This window comes from Streptomyces sp. NPDC001678 (genome assembly GCF_042892945.1).
In the GTDB taxonomy this organism is placed as follows: Bacteria; Actinomycetota; Actinomycetes; order Streptomycetales; family Streptomycetaceae; genus Streptomyces.
Genome location: NZ_JBIAUP010000006.1, coordinates 168,324 through 184,800, shown reverse-complemented (window position 1 = coordinate 184,800; position 16,477 = coordinate 168,324). Strand labels below are relative to the sequence as shown.

The 16,477-nt window shown below is 72.9% G+C and carries 14 protein-coding genes; 4 read left to right on the top strand and 10 right to left on the bottom strand.

The annotated features are described in order from the left end of the window. The first annotated feature begins 107 nt into the window (after positions 1-107). Positions 108-1,553 carry an NAD(P)H-hydrate dehydratase gene (locus ACFYZR_RS15120; RefSeq protein WP_391910149.1) on the top strand — a complete coding sequence of 482 codons (1,446 nt, stop codon included), beginning with the start codon at positions 108-110 and terminating at the stop codon, positions 1,551-1,553. On the opposite strand, the gene ACFYZR_RS15115 is transcribed toward ACFYZR_RS15120, so the two are convergent. Both ACFYZR_RS15115 and ACFYZR_RS15110 read right to left on the bottom strand, forming a co-directional pair. Continuing rightward, the gene (locus tag ACFYZR_RS15115; RefSeq protein WP_391910147.1) at positions 1,492-4,113 is read right to left on the bottom strand and encodes an NACHT domain-containing protein; all 2,622 of its coding nucleotides are present in this window, start codon (positions 4,111-4,113) and stop codon (positions 1,492-1,494) included. The two genes, ACFYZR_RS15120 and ACFYZR_RS15115, sit on opposite strands and share 62 nt — an antisense overlap. 90 nt (positions 4,114-4,203) lie before the next feature. After that, positions 4,204-5,145 (bottom strand): MerR family transcriptional regulator, encoded by a 942-nt coding sequence (locus tag ACFYZR_RS15110; RefSeq protein WP_391910145.1) that lies wholly within the window; start codon positions 5,143-5,145, stop codon positions 4,204-4,206. A 145-nt stretch (positions 5,146-5,290) separates the two neighbouring features. Between ACFYZR_RS15110 and ACFYZR_RS15105 the strand changes: the two genes are divergently transcribed. Continuing rightward, complete coding sequence (locus ACFYZR_RS15105; RefSeq protein WP_391910690.1) at positions 5,291-5,914, top strand: histidine phosphatase family protein; 624 nt, start codon at positions 5,291-5,293, stop codon at positions 5,912-5,914. Positions 5,915-6,110: 196 nt separating this feature from the next. Here ACFYZR_RS15105 and ACFYZR_RS15100 read toward each other — a convergent pair whose 3' ends face one another. From ACFYZR_RS15100 to ACFYZR_RS15090, 3 genes are read right to left on the bottom strand one after another with little or no spacing between them, the layout of a single operon-like run. Continuing rightward, positions 6,111-6,479, bottom strand: a complete 369-nt coding sequence (locus tag ACFYZR_RS15100; protein ID WP_391910143.1) for a holo-ACP synthase — start codon at positions 6,477-6,479, stop codon at positions 6,111-6,113. Further along, complete coding sequence (glmS, locus tag ACFYZR_RS15095; protein ID WP_391910141.1) at positions 6,476-8,323, bottom strand: glutamine--fructose-6-phosphate transaminase (isomerizing); 1,848 nt, start codon at positions 8,321-8,323, stop codon at positions 6,476-6,478. Before glmS ends, ACFYZR_RS15100 begins: the two co-directional genes overlap by 4 nt. Before the next feature lie 38 nt (positions 8,324-8,361). Beyond that, the gene (locus ACFYZR_RS15090; protein ID WP_391910139.1) at positions 8,362-8,661 is read right to left on the bottom strand and encodes a hypothetical protein; all 300 of its coding nucleotides are present in this window, start codon (positions 8,659-8,661) and stop codon (positions 8,362-8,364) included. Between the two features lie 172 nt (positions 8,662-8,833). Between ACFYZR_RS15090 and coaA the strand changes: the two genes are divergently transcribed. After that, complete coding sequence (gene coaA, locus ACFYZR_RS15085; protein WP_391910137.1) at positions 8,834-9,814, top strand: type I pantothenate kinase; 981 nt, start codon at positions 8,834-8,836, stop codon at positions 9,812-9,814. A 58-nt stretch (positions 9,815-9,872) separates the two neighbouring features. Here the strand turns inward: coaA and glmM are convergent, their stop codons facing one another. From glmM to ACFYZR_RS15065, 4 genes are all read right to left on the bottom strand, one after another. Further along, entirely contained in the window at positions 9,873-11,231 is a 1,359-nt protein-coding gene (glmM, locus tag ACFYZR_RS15080; RefSeq protein WP_391910135.1) for a phosphoglucosamine mutase, read from the bottom strand. A gap of 253 nt (positions 11,232-11,484) precedes the next feature. After that, positions 11,485-11,988 (bottom strand): 30S ribosomal protein S9, encoded by a 504-nt coding sequence (rpsI, locus tag ACFYZR_RS15075; protein ID WP_126914669.1) that lies wholly within the window; start codon positions 11,986-11,988, stop codon positions 11,485-11,487. 39 nt (positions 11,989-12,027) lie between these two features. Then, positions 12,028-12,474: a 50S ribosomal protein L13 gene (gene rplM, locus ACFYZR_RS15070; protein WP_229347535.1), complete on the bottom strand. Its 447-nt coding sequence runs from the start codon at positions 12,472-12,474 to the stop codon at positions 12,028-12,030. Positions 12,475-12,723: 249 nt separating this feature from the next. After that, positions 12,724-14,343 (bottom strand): ABC-F family ATP-binding cassette domain-containing protein, encoded by a 1,620-nt coding sequence (locus tag ACFYZR_RS15065; RefSeq protein WP_391910132.1) that lies wholly within the window; start codon positions 14,341-14,343, stop codon positions 12,724-12,726. Positions 14,344-14,398: 55 nt separating this feature from the next. On the opposite strand from ACFYZR_RS15065, the gene ACFYZR_RS15060 reads away from it, so the two are divergent. Next, positions 14,399-15,583, top strand: a complete 1,185-nt coding sequence (locus ACFYZR_RS15060; RefSeq protein ID WP_391910130.1) for a hypothetical protein — start codon at positions 14,399-14,401, stop codon at positions 15,581-15,583. A 33-nt stretch (positions 15,584-15,616) separates the two neighbouring features. Here ACFYZR_RS15060 and ACFYZR_RS15055 read toward each other — a convergent pair whose 3' ends face one another. Further along, on the bottom strand, positions 15,617-16,456 hold the full coding sequence (locus ACFYZR_RS15055; RefSeq protein WP_391910128.1) for a hypothetical protein: 840 nt from the start codon (positions 16,454-16,456) through the stop codon (positions 15,617-15,619). Positions 16,457-16,477: the final 21 nt, after the last annotated feature.

The following is a 16,477-nucleotide window of genomic DNA, read 5'->3' as shown; positions in this document are numbered from 1 at the left end:
AAGGATTCCCGCCGTGGCGGCGACCGGCCACTGCCGACGTGACCGGCGGTGCCGAACCCGCCTCCGCCCGGTGTCGCACAGGGCAGTACTGCGGCAGGCTGGCCCCTATGAGGACCGCCTACAACGTAGAGACCGTACGGGCCGCCGAGCGCGCCCTCATGGCAACGCTCCCGGACGGCGCGCTGATGCAGCGCGCCGCCGCGGGCCTGGCGGCCGCCTGCGCCGACCTCCTGGGCCGCCGCGTCTACGGCGCCCGCGTCGCCCTGCTCGTCGGCAGCGGCGACAACGGCGGCGACGCCCTCTACGCCGGCGCCCGCCTGGCCCGCCGCGGCGCCGGGGTGACGGCCGTGCTGCTCACCCCCGACCGCGCCCACCCCGGCGGCCTGCGAGCGCTCCGCGGCGCAGGCGGCCGCGCGGTCGCGGCCGACGGAGAAGCCGGCGTACGGGCCGTCCGCCGCGCCGACCTCGTCGTCGACGGCATCGTCGGCATCGGCGGCAAGGGCGCCCTACGGGAGCCCGCCCAGGAGCTCGTCGCGGCGGCCGAGGGTGCCCTGATCGTCGCCGTCGACCTCCCGAGCGGCGTCGACGCCGACACCGGCGAGGTCCCGGGCGCGGCGGTACGCGCCGACGCGACCGTCACCTTCGGCACGTACAAGCCGGGCCTGCTCATCGACCCCGCCCGCGAGCACGCGGGCGCGCTGCGCCCGGTCGACATCGGCCTGGGACCATGGCTGCCGGCCGAGCCGGACGCCGAGGCCCTCCAGCACGCGGACGTGGCCGGTCTGCTCCCCCGCCCCGAGGCGGAGAGCGACAAATACCGCCGCGGCGTCGTGGGAATCGTGGCCGGATCGGCCCGCTACCCGGGAGCGGCCGTGCTCGCCGTGGCGGGCGCGCTCGGCGGCGGCGCGGGCGCCGTGCGCTACGCGGGCCCGGCCACCGACGCCGTGATCGCCCGCTTCCCGGAGACGCTGGTGACGACGGGCCCGCCGGCGAAGGCCGGGCGGGTGCAGGCCTGGGTGATCGGCCCGGGCCTCGGGGACGGCGCCGAGGCGCGCCAGGCCCTGGTGGACGTCCTGACGTCCGACGTGCCGGTCCTCGTGGACGCCGACGGCCTGCGGCTGCTCGACCCCCAGGCCGTACGCGCGCGCCAGGCCCCGACCCTGCTGACCCCGCACGCGGGAGAGGCGGCGGCGCTGCTCGGCCTGTCCCGGGAGGAGGTCGAGGCGTCCCGCCTGTCGTCGGTACGGGCGCTGGCGGACCGCTTCGGGGTGACGGCCCTGCTCAAGGGCTCGACCACGCTCGTCGCCGACGGCGCCCACGCCGTGCGGGTCAACCCGACGGGCACGCCGTGGCTGGCCACCGCCGGCAGCGGGGACGTCCTGTCCGGCCTGACCGGCTCCCTGCTCGCGGCCGGGCTGAGCGCCCGCGACGCCGCCTCGGTGGGGGCGTACCTCCATGGCCTGGCGGCGCGCGAACTGGGGAACGCGCCGATCACGTCGCTGGGGGTGGCGGAGGAGCTGCGGCGGGTGTGGCTGGACGTCGCGGCGGGGTGACACGCCAGCGTCCGAGAAGCCGCTCCGCCACGCTCCACCTGTCGCTCACCTCCCCGCCGACCCGTACCCGCGGCCTGCCGCCCAGCCGTAGGAGCGCGTCGACGTGGTCGTCCGACTTCACCACGAATTCGAGCTCCCCCTCCCCCGCGTCCTCGTACGCCAGTCGCCCGATCACCGCGTCCGCGTAGTGGTCCGTGTCGAACCGGTCCCAGGCCCACGCCAGCTGGGCCCGCACCCGCAGTGACGGGTGGGTGGCGTAGCGGGCCAGCAGGGGGATGGCCCGGTCGTCGCCGAGCATCGTGGCCGTCACGACCACCGCGTGCGCCACCTCGTCCGGCAGGCCCTCGGGCCCCGGCAGCAGATCCAGGACGGCGCTGCCCGCCCCGGCGAGCGCCCGCGCGGCCTGCACGTCGCGCGGCGGGACGAGTTCCGCCGCCGCGTGCTCGACCCGGGCCCGTACGTCCGGGGCGATCTCCGGCGCCTGCTCCAGGCAGGCCGCGGCCAGCAGATGGAGCCGGTGCCGGTGGAGCTCCTCCTTGTCGCCCCGCTCCAGCAGCATCGCCAGCAGCTCCGCCCGGGCGCGCGGCGGTGCGTGGCCGACCGCCATGCGCAGGACGTCCTCCCACTGGTCGTCGTGGGCGTGGTTGACGAGCAGGTCGAAGTCCCAGTCGTCGACGGCGGCCCGGGCGCCCAGGTAGTCCTGGAACGTGCGGTGGATGAAGTCCAGCGTCCCGCTGGTCGGTTGCCGCAGCACACCGCTGCGGACGACCAGGTGGCGCAGGATCTCCTCCGCGCTGCCGCGCGCCGCCACGGCCGGCATCGCGGGCAGGGCGCGTTCGAGGATCTCCACCGCCTTGTGCCACTCGATCTCCGAACGGCCGTTCCTGATCAGCCAATAGGCGATCTTCTGGAGGAGCGCGGTCTGCGCCTGCTCCAGTTCCGGGCCCTCCAGGCCGACCGTGATCTCGCGCTCGCGGTCCCGCCGGATCAGCAGCAGGTCCAGGGCGGCGCGGTAGAGCTCCATGCGGCCGTGCGGCAGATGGCCGCGCCGGGAGCGGTTGAGGGCGCAGATCATCGCGCACATCAGCGGGTTGGTGGCCAGCCGGCCGAGGTCCCGTTTGGCGACCACGGCGGCGCTCAGCGACTCGCCGAACGCCCGTAACCGCTCGTCCTCGCGCTGGCCTGCCGCGTTGTGCCACCGCTCGATGAAGGCCAGGACGTCGGCGCGGCTCATCGGGAGCAGTTCCAGCTCCGCGAAGCCGGCGTCCGCGAGCCAGCCCTCGCGGACCGCCGAGGGGCGGGTCGTGATCACGTAGTGGGCCTCGGGGTAGGCGGCCAGTAGGTCCTTCACCCAGGCCAGGGTGCGGCGCCGGTCCGCCTCGGGGACCTCGTCCACGCCGTCGATCAGCAGCAGCGCCGTGCCCTCGGCCAGCCGCCGGGTCACCCAGCCGCGCGCCGCGGGCAGCCCCGCGAGCGGCGCGGCCACGGCGGCCAGGAAGTCCTCCGGGCGGGGCAGTTCACCCTTTCGTATGAGGGTGCGCAGGGGCAGGGTCAGCGGTACGCAGCCGCTCAAGTGGCCCAGGCCGGGCGGCAGGTCGCCGCGTGCGGTGATCGTGGCCAGCCACTGCAGCAGCGTCGTCTTCCCGGACCCGGCGGCGCCGCGCAGCAGCACCCGTTTGTGCCCGGCCAGTGCCTCCTCGGCCCGCCGCGGGGAGGGCAGGGGGCCGCCCTCGGCGTCACGGGAGGCGCCGGTCAGCTCCAGGCTGAGATACGCCGCGTCGAGCGGCCAGGTCTCCGCCTCCCCGTCGCCCAGCGTCAGCCCGATGATGGTCAGCTCGCCGGACTTGCCGACGATGTAGTCCCGCAGCCGGCGCTCGAACGCCTCGGTCTCCAGCTGCCGGGGCGAGGCGAGCGAGCGCGAGGTGGGCTTGTGCCCGGCGATCAGGCACTCCTGGAGGAAGCGGAAGTCCTGCCAGAGCGTCTCGGACGGCGTCACCGTCAGCCGTCCGTGCCGCCAGCCGGCGGGGTCGGCGCAGACGACCCCGGCGAGCGCCCCGTCCACGAAGACGGCGGCCCCCGACATCCCCGCCCAGGGCGAGCCGCCGTCGCCGGGCGGCGCGGGCGCTCCGTGGTCGCTGTCGAGGGCGTACCGCCCGCTGAGGAGGTTGCTGCCGGGCTTCAGCGTGCCCACGATCTGCTCGGTGTCGAGGCCGTCCGCCCCGTCCCGCTGAACCTGCGGATAGCCGATGGCCTGCGCTCCCGGCCAGACGCGCAGATCGTACGAGCGCCCCCAGACCAGCGGCTCGAAGTCCGGGAGCGCCTGTTCCGTCACGACGTCGCGCTCGGCCGCCAGCAGCGCCACGTCGCAGCGCCGCCGGTCGTCCCGTGCCCACACCACCCGGCAGCGCACCCTGCCGACGCCGCCGGGTACGACGACCGTGGGGGCGTCGCAGTCCGCGACCACATGCGCGGCGGTCAGGATCAGGTCCGGCGTCAGGAGGTAACCGCTGCCCTGACTCCGCCCGAACACCGCCGCGACGCGTTCCCTCGCCGGGTGCACGCCCGAACCGCCCCCTCCGCCTCCACCCCTGGTCTGACGAGCACCTGACGATACGCCAGTGCTCGGAGCGGAGGCGGGGGAACTGCTGGTTTACGCGTCGTACGCCCGCAGACCGGCGATCAGCCACTTCACGGCGGGGCCCATCCGCGGCTCGGGCCAGCCGTTGATCGCGGAGACGAGCTGCCAGTACCGCTCGTAGCCCGACTCGTCACCGATCTCCAGCCGCTCCAGCAGCCAGGCCCGGAACGCGGGCCCGTCCGCCCGGCCTGCGAGCTCCGCGTAGGCCCGCGTCAGCTCGTCGACGACCGGCCGCGCGGCGGGCGAGTCCGGCTCGGTCCCGGCCTCCCGGGCCGCTGCCGTACGCGTCCGGATCAGCTCGGCGAGCTGCCATCCCGCGTGCGGGTCCAGCTCCCCGGCCTCGTCACGGGCCCGCACCTGGTCGGCCGCCGCCCTGCGCAGGGCGGCGCGGAAACCGTCGTCCTGGACGAGCCCGGCCAGCTCGATCCAGGCGTCGACCTGCTCGGGCGCGGGGTCGTCCGGCAGGACGGGCATCGCGTCGCGCAGCATGGCCAGGAAGTCCGGGCCGACGTCGACGCCCTCGAAGGCGTGGTCGATGAAGTCGTCGATCAGACGGCGGCGTTCCCGCTCGGAAAGGTTGACGAGCTTGTGCATGAGTTCCATCTCCTCGGGTGTCGACCCGCGTACGGCCACGGCTCGCAGCACGGCCCGGTGCATCCGCAGGGTGCGGATCTGCCGGTCCAGGGCCTCGGCGTGCACGGCCGCGATCCGGGCCACGGAGACCTCCCGCCCCAGCACGCGCCGGACGGCGGAGAGCCCGACGCCGAGTTCGCGCAGCGTGCGGACGAGGCCCAGCCGGGCCAGGGCGTCCGGTCCGTAGAGCCGGTAGCCCGCGGGTGTGCGGTCGGTCGGCGGCACGACCCCCGTGTCGGACCAGAACCGGATGGTCTTGACCGTCAGACCGGTCAGCCGGGCCAGTTCCCCGATGGAGTAGAGGGTGGTGTCGTCGTCCATGCCCGCCACCGTGGTGTCTCCCGTCGCTGGAGAGTCAACTCGGACCGCCGGAACCCGGATCAGAGGTCCCGGCGTCCCCGCCGACAACAGTCGATCACGCAACAGTCGATCACGGACTTCGCCGCAAGGAGGCCCCATGACCGTCATGACCGCCATGGCCGCGCGCTACCTCTACCTGGTCCGGCACGGCGAGGCCGTGCCGGACCAGAGCGCCCTGACCGAGGCGGGCCGCCGCCAGGCGGAACACCTCGGCGAGCGCCTCGCCTCCGCCCCGCTCTCCGTGATCCACCACAGCTCCCTGCCCCGCGCCCGGCAGACGACCGAACTGATCGCCGCACGGCTCGCCGGCGTCCCGCTGCGGAGCACGGAGACGGCGGGCGACTACATCCCGTACGTACCGCGCCGGGACGAGCTGCCACCGCAGTTCGCGGACATCCTGCTGGGCCGTCTCGCCGGCTTCCCGGAGGAGGAGCTGCGGCGGGGCCCGGCCCTGGCCCGCGAGGCGCTGGCGGAGTTCACGGGCCCGGTGGAGGGCACCGAGCCGCGCCACGAACTCGTGGTCACCCACAACTTCCTCGTGGCCTGGCTGGTGCGCGCCGCGCACGACGCCCCGGCCTGGCGCTGGATGGGCATGAACCAGGGCAACGCGTCCCTGACGGTCATCCGCTACGCCCCGGACCGCCCGGCGACGGTACTGATCCACAACGACATGGGCCACCTGCCGGAGGACCTGCGGTGGACGGGCTTCCCGCCGGAGCTGCGGGTGTGAGGCCCGACACCCTTGACCTCAAGCCGACTTGAGGTACCAAGATCGCGGCACGAGCACGGCAGAAGCCGGTCCGGGCGCGCCACGGGGGTGCGGGCCCGGACCGGACAGCGCCTTCCTCAAGCCCGCACCGCCGCCGGGCGCGGATTTCCGCTGCCGGTGGCGGGCACACGTACGGGCCCTTCCGGCCCGCCCCGCGTCACTTCTCCGCGATCACCACCGCCGAAGCCACCCCCGCGTCATGGCTCAGCGAGATGTGCCAGCTGCGCACCCCCAGCGCCTCCGCCCGGGCCGCGACCGTGCCCGTGACGACGAGGGAGGGCTGGCCGCTGGCCGCCGTGACGACCTCGGCGTCGGTCCAGAGCAGCCCTGGGGGCGCCCCCAAAGCTTTGGCCAAAGCTTCCTTCGCGGCGAAGCGGGCCGCCAGTGAGGCGATGCCGCGCCGTTCGCCGCTCGGCAGGTACAGCTCGCGCTCCAGGAAGAGGCGGCCCGCCATCCCCGGCGTCCGCTGGAGCGCGGCGTCGAAGCGGTCGATCTCCGCGACGTCGATCCCGACTCCCACGATCATTCGACGGTCACCGACTTCGCGAGGTTGCGCGGCTGGTCGACCTCGTTGCCGCGGGCCGTGGCGAGCTCGCAGGCGAAGACCTGGAGCGGGACGGTCGCGACGAGCGGCTGGAGCAGCACCGGCGTGGCAGGGACCTCGATCAGGTGGTCCGCGTAGGGGCGTACGGCCTCATCACCGCGCTCGGCGATGACGATCGTGCGGGCACCCCGGGCCCGGATCTCCTGGATATTGGAGACGATCTTGTCGTGGAGGACGGACCGGCCGCGCGGCGAGGGGACGACCACGACGACCGGGACGTCCTTCTCGATCAGCGCGATCGGCCCGTGCTTGAGCTCGCCTGCCGCGAAGCCCTCGGCGTGCATATAGGCGAGCTCCTTGAGCTTCAGCGCCCCCTCCAGGGCCACGGGATAGCCCACGTGGCGGCCGAGGAAGAGGACCGTGTTCTTGTCGGCGAGGGAGCGGGCCAGTTCGCGGACCGGCTCCATGGTCTCCAGGACCTCCTCCACCTCGCCCGCGATCTCCGACAGGTCGCGGATCACGGAGAGGATCTCGTCGCCCCACTTCGTGCCCCGCACCTGGCCGAGGTACAGCGCCACCAGGTAGCAGGCGACGAGCTGGGTCAGGAAGGCCTTCGTCGAGGCGACGGCGACCTCCGGCCCGGCGTGGGTGTAGAGGACGGCGTCCGACTCCCTGGGGATCGTCGAGCCGTTGGTGTTGCAGATGGCGAGCACCTTCGCGCCCTGCTCGCGCGCGTGCCGCAGGGCCATCAGGGTGTCCATGGTCTCGCCGGACTGGCTGATGGCGATCACCAGCGTGCGCTGGTCGAGGATCGGGTCGCGGTAGCGGAACTCGCTGGCCAGCTCCGTCTCGCAGGGGATGCGGGTCCAGTGCTCGATGGCGTACTTGGCGATGAGGCCCGCGTGGTACGCCGTGCCGCACGCCACGACGACGACCTTGTCGACCTCCCGCAGCACGGAGGCGGGGATGCGGACCTCGTCCAGCGACAGCGAGCCCGCCGCGTCGATGCGGCCCAGCAGCGTGTCGGCGACGGCCTTCGGCTGCTCGGCGATCTCCTTGAGCATGAAGTAGTCGTAGCCGCCCTTCTCGGCGGCCGAGGCGTCCCAGTCGACGTGGTACGTCCGCACGTTCGCCGGGGCGCCGTCGAAGCCGGTGACGACGACGCCGTCGCGGCGCAGCTCGACGACCTGGTCCTGGCCGAGCTCGACGGCCTCCCGGGTGTGGGCGATGAAGGCGGAGACGTCGGAGGCGAGGAAGTTCTCGCCGTCGCCGACGCCCACCACCAGCGGGGAGTTGCGCCGGGCGCCCACCACCACGTCCGGGTCGTCGGCGTGGACGGCGACGAGCGTGAATGCGCCCTCCAGCCGCCGGCAGACCTGGCGCATGGACTCGGCCAGGTCGCCGCAGGAGGAGAAGGACTCCGCCAGCAGATGGGAGACGACCTCGGTGTCCGTCTCGGAGCCGAGGTCGTGGCCGCGCTCGGCCAGCTCGGCCCGGAGCTCGGCGAAGTTCTCGATGATGCCGTTGTGGACGACGGCGACACGGCCCGCGTTGTCCAGGTGCGGGTGGGCGTTGGCGTCGGTGGGGCCGCCGTGGGTGGCCCAGCGCGTGTGGCCGATCCCGGTCGAGCCGGAGGGGAGGGGGCGGTCGGCCAGCTCCTTCTCCAGGTTCGCGAGCTTGCCCGCCTTCTTCGCCGCGGCCAGCCCGCCGTCGGCCAGGACCGCCACCCCGGCCGAGTCATAGCCGCGGTACTCCAGCCGCCGCAGCCCCGCCAATACGACTTCGAGGGCGCACTGCCCTCCCACATAGCCAACGATTCCGCACATGGACGGAAGCGTACGGCCCCGGTGTCAGCGCCCGTGGGTCAACGCCCGCGCTCGATCCGGTCGATGGCGTCCTGGACCAGCTCCAGATACTCGACCTCCTCGCAGCGCGGTTTGCTGCCGAGAACGTACCGGTCGAGGCAGTCGCCGAGGTCCTGGCCGAGGTCCTCGTCCGGCAGCTGGGCGGTCAGATCGCCGCGCACCCGGTCGGCGAAGGCGTCGCGCGGGGCCACGGCCCCGGCGGCGGGCGCGCCGACGGGCGCGTGGACACTGCGGCGGGGGCGTACGACACGTCGTACGCCCCTCCTGGCACGGCGGAGCACGAGCTGGAGAACGAACAACGGAACCCCCCGCGTGGGGAGAGGGACAGGGGGCTGGACGCTATTCCTGACTCGCGAGTAAGTACAGACCCCAGCGCAAACTTCACCCACCAGCACCACATCACTCCCACCGGTCACGGTGTGAACACCACCCGGAGGTGATCGTCCCGTCACCGACGCGCACAATGGGCCCGTGCCGACCACGACCGACCAGCCGCAGCACCGACGCCGCGCGGACTCCTCCCCCTTCGTCGACCTCACCCGCACGGAGTGGAGCGCGCTGCGCGAGAACACCCCGCTGCCGCTGACCGCCGAGGAGGTCGAGCGGCTGCGCGGCCTGGGCGACGTCATCGACCTGGACGAGGTCCGGGACATCTACCTCCCGCTCTCCCGCCTGCTCAACCTCTACGTGGGCGCCACGGGCAGCCTGCGCGGCGCGCTCAACACCTTCCTGGGCGAGAAGGGGGCGCAGCGCGGCACGCCGTTCGTCATAGGCGTGGCGGGCAGCGTGGCGGTGGGGAAGTCGACCACGGCCCGGCTGCTGCGGGAGCTGCTGGCCCGCTGGCCCGAGCACCCGCGGGTGGAGCTGGTCACGACGGACGGCTTCCTGCTGCCCAACGCCGAGCTCCAGCGGCGGGGGCTGATGTCGCGGAAAGGTTTCCCCGAGTCCTACGACCGCCGGGCGCTGACCCGCTTCGTCGCGGATGTGAAGGCCGGGAAGGACGAGGTGGCGGCGCCCGTCTACTCCCATCTGATCTACGACATCGTGCCGGGCGAGCGGCTGACCGTGCACCGGCCGGACATCCTGATCATCGAGGGCCTCAACGTCCTCCAGCCGGCGCGCCCCGGCGAGGACGGCCGCACCCGGGTGAGCCTGGCCGACTTCTTCGACTTCAGCGTGTACGTGGACGCGCGCGCGGAGGACATCGAGCGCTGGTACTACGACCGCTTCAGGAAGCTGCGCGCCACGGCCTTCCACGACCCCGACTCGTACTTCCGCCGGTACACCCAGGTGTCGGAGGAGGAGGCGCTGGACTACGCGCGGCGCAACTGGCGGACGATCAACAAGCCGAACCTGCTCGAGAACGTGGCGCCGACGCGCGGCAGGTCCAACCTGATCCTGCGGAAGGGTCCGGACCACAAGGTGCAGCGGCTGTCGCTGCGCAAGCTCTAGCGAAAACGCCGGGCGGGCCGCGTGTGCGGCCCGCCCGGCGTCCTGAACGACCGGAGGATCAGCCCAGCGTCGTCTTCACGACGTCCGCGAGGTGCTCCGCGACCTTCCGCGCCTGATCGTGGTCCGCGGCCTCGACCATGACGCGCACCAGCGGCTCCGTGCCGGACGAGCGCAGCAGCACCCGGCCCGTCGTGCCCAGCTCGCGCTCGGCGGCGTTGACGGCGGCGGCCAGCTCCTGCGAGGTGCCCACGCGGGCCTTGTCGACGTTCCGGACGTTGATGAGGACCTGCGGCAGGCGCTCCATGACACCGGCGAGGTCGGCCAGCGAGCGGCCGGTGGCGGCGACGCGGGCGGCCAGCATCAGACCGGTGAGGGTGCCGTCGCCCGTCGTGGCGTGGTCCAGGACGATGACGTGGCCGGACTGCTCGCCGCCCAGGGCGAAGCCATTGGCCTTCATCTCCTCCAGGACGTAGCGGTCGCCGACGGCGGTCTGGACGAGCTGGACGCCCTCGCGCTCCATGGCGAGCTTGAAGCCCAGGTTGGACATGACGGTGGCGACGACGGTGTTCTTGCGCAGCGAGTCCGCCTCGCGCATCGCCAGGGCGAGGACGGCGAGGATCTGGTCGCCGTCGACCTCGTTGCCCTTGTGGTCCACGGCCAGGCAGCGGTCGGCGTCACCGTCGTGGGCGACGCCCAGGTCGGCGCCGTGCTCGACGACGGCGGCGCGCAGCTTGTCCAGGTGGGTGGAGCCGCACTCGTGGTTGATGTTGAGGCCGTCGGGCTCGGTGCCGATGGTGACGACCTCGGCGCCGGCGCGCGAGAAGGCCTCGGGGGAGACCCGGGAGGCCGCGCCGTGGGCGCCGTCGATGACAACCTTGATGCCGTCGAGGCGGTTGGGCAGGACGCCGATGAGGTGGGCGACGTAGTTGTCGAAGCCCTGGTCGTAGTCCTTGACGCGGCCGACGCCGGCACCGGTGGGCCGGTCCCAGGGCTCGCCGGAGGCGTGGGCGCGGTAGGTCTGCTCGATGCGGTCCTCGAGCTCGTCGGCGAGCTTGTGGCCACCGCGGGCGAAGAACTTGATGCCGTTGTCGGGCATCGCGTTGTGGCTGGCGGAGAGCATCACGCCGAGGTCGGCGCCGAGCGCGCCGGTCAGGTAGGCGACGGCCGGCGTGGGCAGCACGCCCACCCGCAGCACGTCGACGCCCGCGCTGGCGAGACCGGCCACCACGGCGGCCTCCAGGAACTCCCCGGACGCCCGCGGATCACGGCCGACCACCGCCATCGGGCGGTGTCCTTCGAACGTGCCCGCCTCGGCGAGCACGTGCGCCGCCGCCACCGACAGTCCGAGCGCGAGCTCGGCGGTCAGATCGGCGTTGGCCACGCCGCGCACACCGTCCGTACCGAAGAGTCGTCCCACTGGTGTCCTCCGAAAAACGCGGGAGTGCGGGGCCCGGTACGAGCCCCCTTGCTTGAGGTGTCGAGTCCTGGACCGGGGCGGCGCCTCCAGTCATCAGATATACGCCGCATCCGGCGCATTTACGCCTACGGCGCCTGTACGCCGCCTGCACGGCATCAACGCCGTATTTCGCCCCGGGCCGACAATGGCCGAACGCCCCGGCGGCACGGATCCGTGTCGCCGGGGCGTTCGAGCAGTGCAGCAAAGCCGCTGTTTAGCGCTTGCTGTACTGCGGAGCCTTGCGGGCCTTCTTCAGACCGGCCTTCTTGCGCTCGACCGCACGGTCGTCGCGCTTCAGGAAGCCGGCCTTCTTCAGCGGGCCGCGGTTGTTGTCCACGTCCGCCTCGTTCAGCGCGCGGGCCACGCCGAGGCGCAGGGCGCCGGCCTGACCGGAGACGCCGCCACCCGCGATGCGGGCGATGACGTCGTAGCGGCCGTCGAGCTCGAGCACCTTGAAGGGCTCGTTGACTTCCTGCTGGTGCACCTTGTTGGGGAAGTAGTCCTCAAGGGTGCGACCGTTGATCTTCCACTTGCCGGTGCCCGGAACGATCCGGACGCGGGCAATGGCGTTCTTGCGACGGCCCAGGCCGGCAGCCGGCTGCGGGTCGCCGAAGCGGGACGCGAGGGACTCGGAGGTGTACTCCGACTCAACGACCTCGGTCTCGGTGGTGTACTCCTCGACGCCCTCGACCGGCATCTCGGCGGTGGTCTCAGCCACGATTCTCCTCAGACTTTCTGGTTCGGCGGTGGCCGGGACTTAGCCCTGCTTGACCTGGGTGATCTCGAACGGAACCGGCTGCTGCGCGGCGTGCGGGTGCTCGGAGCCCGAGTACACCTTCAGCTTCGAGAGCATCTGACGGCCGAGGGAGTTCTTGGGCAGCATGCCCTTGATCGCCTTCTCGACGGCCTTCTCGGGGTTCTTGTCGAGCAGCTCGTCGTAACGGACGGAGCGCAGACCACCCGGGAAGCCAGAGTGGCGGTACGCCATCTTCTGGGTCTTCTTGTTACCGGACAGGTGCACCTTGTCGGCGTTGATGATGACGACGAAGTCACCCATGTCCATGTGCGGGGCGTACACAGTCTTGTGCTTGCCGCGCAGCAGGGAGGCAGCCTGAGAGGCCAGACGGCCCAGGACGACGTCCTGCGCGTCGATGATGTGCCACTGGCGCTGGACATCGCCGGGCTTGGGGCTGAACGTACGCACGGTCGTAGCCTTCGCTTCTTCAGTGAGTGGGTCCTGACACAATCCGCCAGAGGAGATCACACGGCGTGTGCCGCACAACGGGGACGCAACCCGTGCGCAGGCAGCCGATGATCAGCCCGGCAGATCAGCGTAAGGGCCCCTCGCGTGAGAACGACCAAGCCAATACGCATAACGAACTCGTAGAGTACCGGGACCCCACCGTCGGGGTCAAAACACACAGTCCGACCGGTGCTCCGCCCGGCCGTCCGGCTAGCGGGCCCGGGCCACCCGGGCCTCGTCCCACACCGGCTCCGGCACCTCCCGCACCCGCCCGTCCGAGCCGAACACCAGGAAACGGTCGAACGCGCGAGCGAACCAGCGGTCGTGGGTGACGGCCAGGACCGTCCCCTCATAGGCCTCCAGCCCCGCCTGGAGGGCCTCCGCGCTCTCCAGGTCGAGGTTGTCCGTCGGCTCGTCCAGCAGCAGCGCCGTGGTGCCGGAGAGCTCCAGGAGCAGGATCTGGAAACGGGCCTGCTGGCCGCCGGAGAGCTTCTCGAAGGACTGGTCGCCCTGCTTCTCCAGCTCGTACCGGCGCAGCACCGACATGGCGCCGCCCCGGTCCTTGGAGTGCTCGGTCCACAGGATGTCGACGAGCGTGCGGCCCATGAGCTCGGGGTGGGCGTGGGTCTGGGCGAAGTGCCCGGGGACGACGCGGGCGCCCAGCTTCCAGGCCCCCGTGTGCGCCACGTCCTCCCCCGCCAGTAGACGGAGGAAGTGGGACTTGCCCGAGCCGTTGCTGCCCAGCACCGCGACCCGCTCCCCGTAGAAGACCTCCAGGTCGAAGGGGTTCATCAGGCCGGTCAGCTCCAGCCCGGCGCAGGTCACGGCCCGGACGCCGGTGCGCCCGCCGCGCAGCCGCATCCGGATGTCCTGCTCGCGCGGGGGCTCCGGCGGCGGGCCCGCCTCCTCGAACTTCCGCAGCCTGGTCTGGGCGGCGGCGTAGCGGGAGGCCAGCTCATGGCTGACCGACGCCGCCTGCCGCAGCGAGATCACCAGCTTCTTCAGCTGGGCGTGCTTCTCGTCCCAGCGGCGGCGCAGCTCCTCGAAGCGGGCGAAGCGCTCCTTGCGGGCCTCGTGGTACGTGGCGAAGCCGCCGCCGTGCACCCAGACGTCGCTGCCGGCCGGGCCGGGCTCCACGCTGATGATCTTCTCGGCGGACCGGGCCAGCAGCTCGCGGTCGTGGGAGACGAAGAGGACGGTCTTCTTGGTCTCGCGCAGCCGCTCCTCCAGCCAGCGCTTGCCGGGGACGTCCAGATAGTTGTCCGGCTCGTCCAGCAGCAGGACCTCGTCCGTGCCGCGCAGCAGGGCCTCCAGGACGAGCCGCTTCTGCTCGCCGCCGGAGAGGGTGCGCACCTGGCGCCACTGGGCCTTCTCGTAGGAGACGCCGAGGGCGGCCATGGTGCACATGTCCCACGTGGTCTCGGCCTCGTAGCCCCGGGCCTCGGCCCAGTCGCTGAGCGCCTGCGCGTAGGCCATCTGCGCGGCCTCGTCGTCGCGCTCCATGATCGCGAGCTCGGCCTCGTCGACCGCCCGCGCGGCCTGCCGGATGCCCGGCTGGGCGACGGACACCAGCAGGTCACGGACCGTACGGTCGTCCCGGACGGAGCCCACGAACTGCGGCATCACGCCCAGGCCGCCGGAGATGGTGACCGAGCCGCCGTGCGGCTTGAGCTCGCCGGAGATCAGCCGCAGCAGGGTGGTCTTGCCGGCGCCGTTGGCCCCCACGAGGGCCACCGCGGCCCCTTCCCCCACCCGGAAGGACACATCGTCGAGCAACGGCCTCCCGTCGGGGAGGTCGTACTCCAGGTGTGCCGCTTCCACATGTCCCATGAGGACGATTCTCGCGGCTCCCGAGGTGGCGACCAACCGGTTTACGATTCACGCCATGAGCTTTGGGCAGGGTGGGCCGTACGGGGCCCAGGGGGATTCCGGGCCGCGCACCACGCCATGGGGGGCGCCGCCCCAGCAGCCCGGGCAACCCGGACAGCCCGGACAGCCCGGACAGCCCGGACAGTCGGCTCAAGCCCTGCCGCCGCAGCAGCCCGCTCAGCCCCATCCCGGGCAGCCCCAGCAGCCCGCGAACCCCGCGCCGGCGGCACCCCAGGCGGCGCCCCTCCCGCCCCAGCAGCCGTACCCGCCCACCCAGCTGCCGCCCCAGGCGCCGCAGGCCCAGCCGCAGCCACTGCTGCCGCTGCCGCCCCAGCCCCAGCCCTGGGCGCAGCCGCAGGGCGGCACGCCCGACTGGGCCGCGCTGGCCGACAACGCCGACCGGAACCGCCGCCGCAAGTGGCTGCTGATCGGCGGCGGTGCCCTGGCAACGGCCGCGGTCGCCGCGATCGTCGCCACGGCCGTGGTGCTGTCCGACAAGGGCGACAAGAACCTGCCCGCCGCCGAGAAGCTGCCCAGCGCCTCGGCCGGCAGCCCCGAGCCGACGTTCTCCAAGGCCGCGACCCCGCCGCCCAACCCGCGCGAGTTCATATCCAGCAAGGAGAAGGACACCGCGCCGCTCACCGTCAAGACGCTCTTCCCGCACTCCAGGCCGTCGCTGGACAAGCGCGCGTACAAGCGGGCGGCCCAGGACACCGCCACCGACTGCTCCACCGCCACCCAGGGCGGGCTGGGCCACGTCCTCGCCGCCAACGGCTGCCGCCAGATGCTGCGCTCCACCTACGTACGGGACGGGGTCGCCGTCACCGTCGGCGTCGCCGTCTTCGACACCAAGGCCGCCGCCGACAAGGCCAAGGAGCAGTCCACCGGCAACATCGCCCCCCTCACCGGGGACGACGCGGCGTCCTTCTGCCAGGGCACGGCCTGCCGGCTGAGCGCCAACGCCGAGGGCCGCTACGCGTACTTCACCATCGCCGGCTTCACCAACGGCTCCGCCGTCACCTCCGACGACACCAAGGCCCTCCAGGCCGGCCGGGACGTGGCGGGCTACACCTTCCGCCGCATCATGGCCCGCGCCAACGACCAGGCGGCCGCGGCGGCCCAGTCCAAGCCGTCCGAGAAGCTGTCGGCCAATCCCTCGGCCAACACCTCGGCCAAGCCGTCGGACTCGCCCAAGGCCTGATCGAGCCCCTGAGCCGCCGCGCCTGCACTCCTGTCACTCCTGGACGTCGCCGTCCTCCTCCGCGCCCTCGCCGCCCTCCGCCGGGTCGCCGTCCGCGGGCGGTGCGGTGGGCGGGCGCTCCGCCCGCAGCAGCCGCTCGACCTTCGCGACCTGCGCCGCCACCAGCGCCGGCGGGATCTCCACCGCCCCGGGATCGGACAGGTGCGTGGCGAAGAACATCGACAGGGTGGAACCGCTGCGCACCACCGTCACCAGACTCGGCGCCCCCTCGGCCGCGTTGACCATGCGGTACGCCAGCGCTTCCTCTCCCAGCCGGGGCGCGGGCAGCGCCGTCACCGCCTCGAACCACTGGGGCTGCCCCTCCCCCGTGCGCATCGCGAAGCCCCCGGCGCAGTCGGACACGGCCCGGCGCAGCTCCCGCAGCGTGACGCGCGCCCCGTCGTCCGCGTACGTCGAGACCCGGACCGTCCCCAGCAGCCCCTGGAAGCCGTGCTCCCGCGAGGACTTGGAGAACGTCCGTACGAGCGAGGCCACGGGTACGGGCTCCTGGCGCGGCCCCAGGGCCAGCACCAGCGGCCGGCAGTCGAGCCGGCCCGTACTGGGCAGCCTGTGCCCGGCGGTGCCCTCGGAGGCCCGTTCGAGGACGAAGCCGGGCACCTCCCGCGCCTCCAGCGCGACATGTTTGAGCTGATCGGCACTGAACACCCGTACGACCGGAGGCGCTTCGGCGCCCCGGACCTCGCCCTTGCCCTCGCCCGGCCTACCCCCACCGCCGCCGGAGCAGCCGGCCAGCAACAGCAGGGCCGCCAACACCCCTACGGGGGAGGCCGTCAGCTTCCGTTTGCCCTTCACCCTCTTCACGTCCACCCTCATGACGTCCGCCCTGCCCTCCAG

What these genes read in the sequence shown, in the direction of transcription:
- ACFYZR_RS15110 (WP_391910145.1), bottom strand. Translation starts at nt 5,145, where the DNA reads ATGGACGACGACACCACCCTCTACTCCATCGGGGAACTGGCCCGGCTG.
- ACFYZR_RS15100 (WP_391910143.1), bottom strand. Translation starts at nt 6,479, where the DNA reads ATGATCGTGGGAGTCGGGATCGACGTCGCGGAGATCGACCGCTTCGAC.
- ACFYZR_RS15060 (WP_391910130.1), top strand. Translation starts at nt 14,399, where the DNA reads ATGAGCTTTGGGCAGGGTGGGCCGTACGGGGCCCAGGGGGATTCCGGG.
- ACFYZR_RS15065 (WP_391910132.1), bottom strand. Translation starts at nt 14,343, where the DNA reads ATGGGACATGTGGAAGCGGCACACCTGGAGTACGACCTCCCCGACGGG.
- ACFYZR_RS15055 (WP_391910128.1), bottom strand. Translation starts at nt 16,456, where the DNA reads ATGAGGGTGGACGTGAAGAGGGTGAAGGGCAAACGGAAGCTGACGGCC.
- ACFYZR_RS15120 (WP_391910149.1), top strand. Translation starts at nt 108, where the DNA reads ATGAGGACCGCCTACAACGTAGAGACCGTACGGGCCGCCGAGCGCGCC.
- glmS (WP_391910141.1), bottom strand. Translation starts at nt 8,323, where the DNA reads ATGTGCGGAATCGTTGGCTATGTGGGAGGGCAGTGCGCCCTCGAAGTC.
- ACFYZR_RS15105 (WP_391910690.1), top strand. Translation starts at nt 5,291, where the DNA reads ATGACCGCCATGGCCGCGCGCTACCTCTACCTGGTCCGGCACGGCGAG.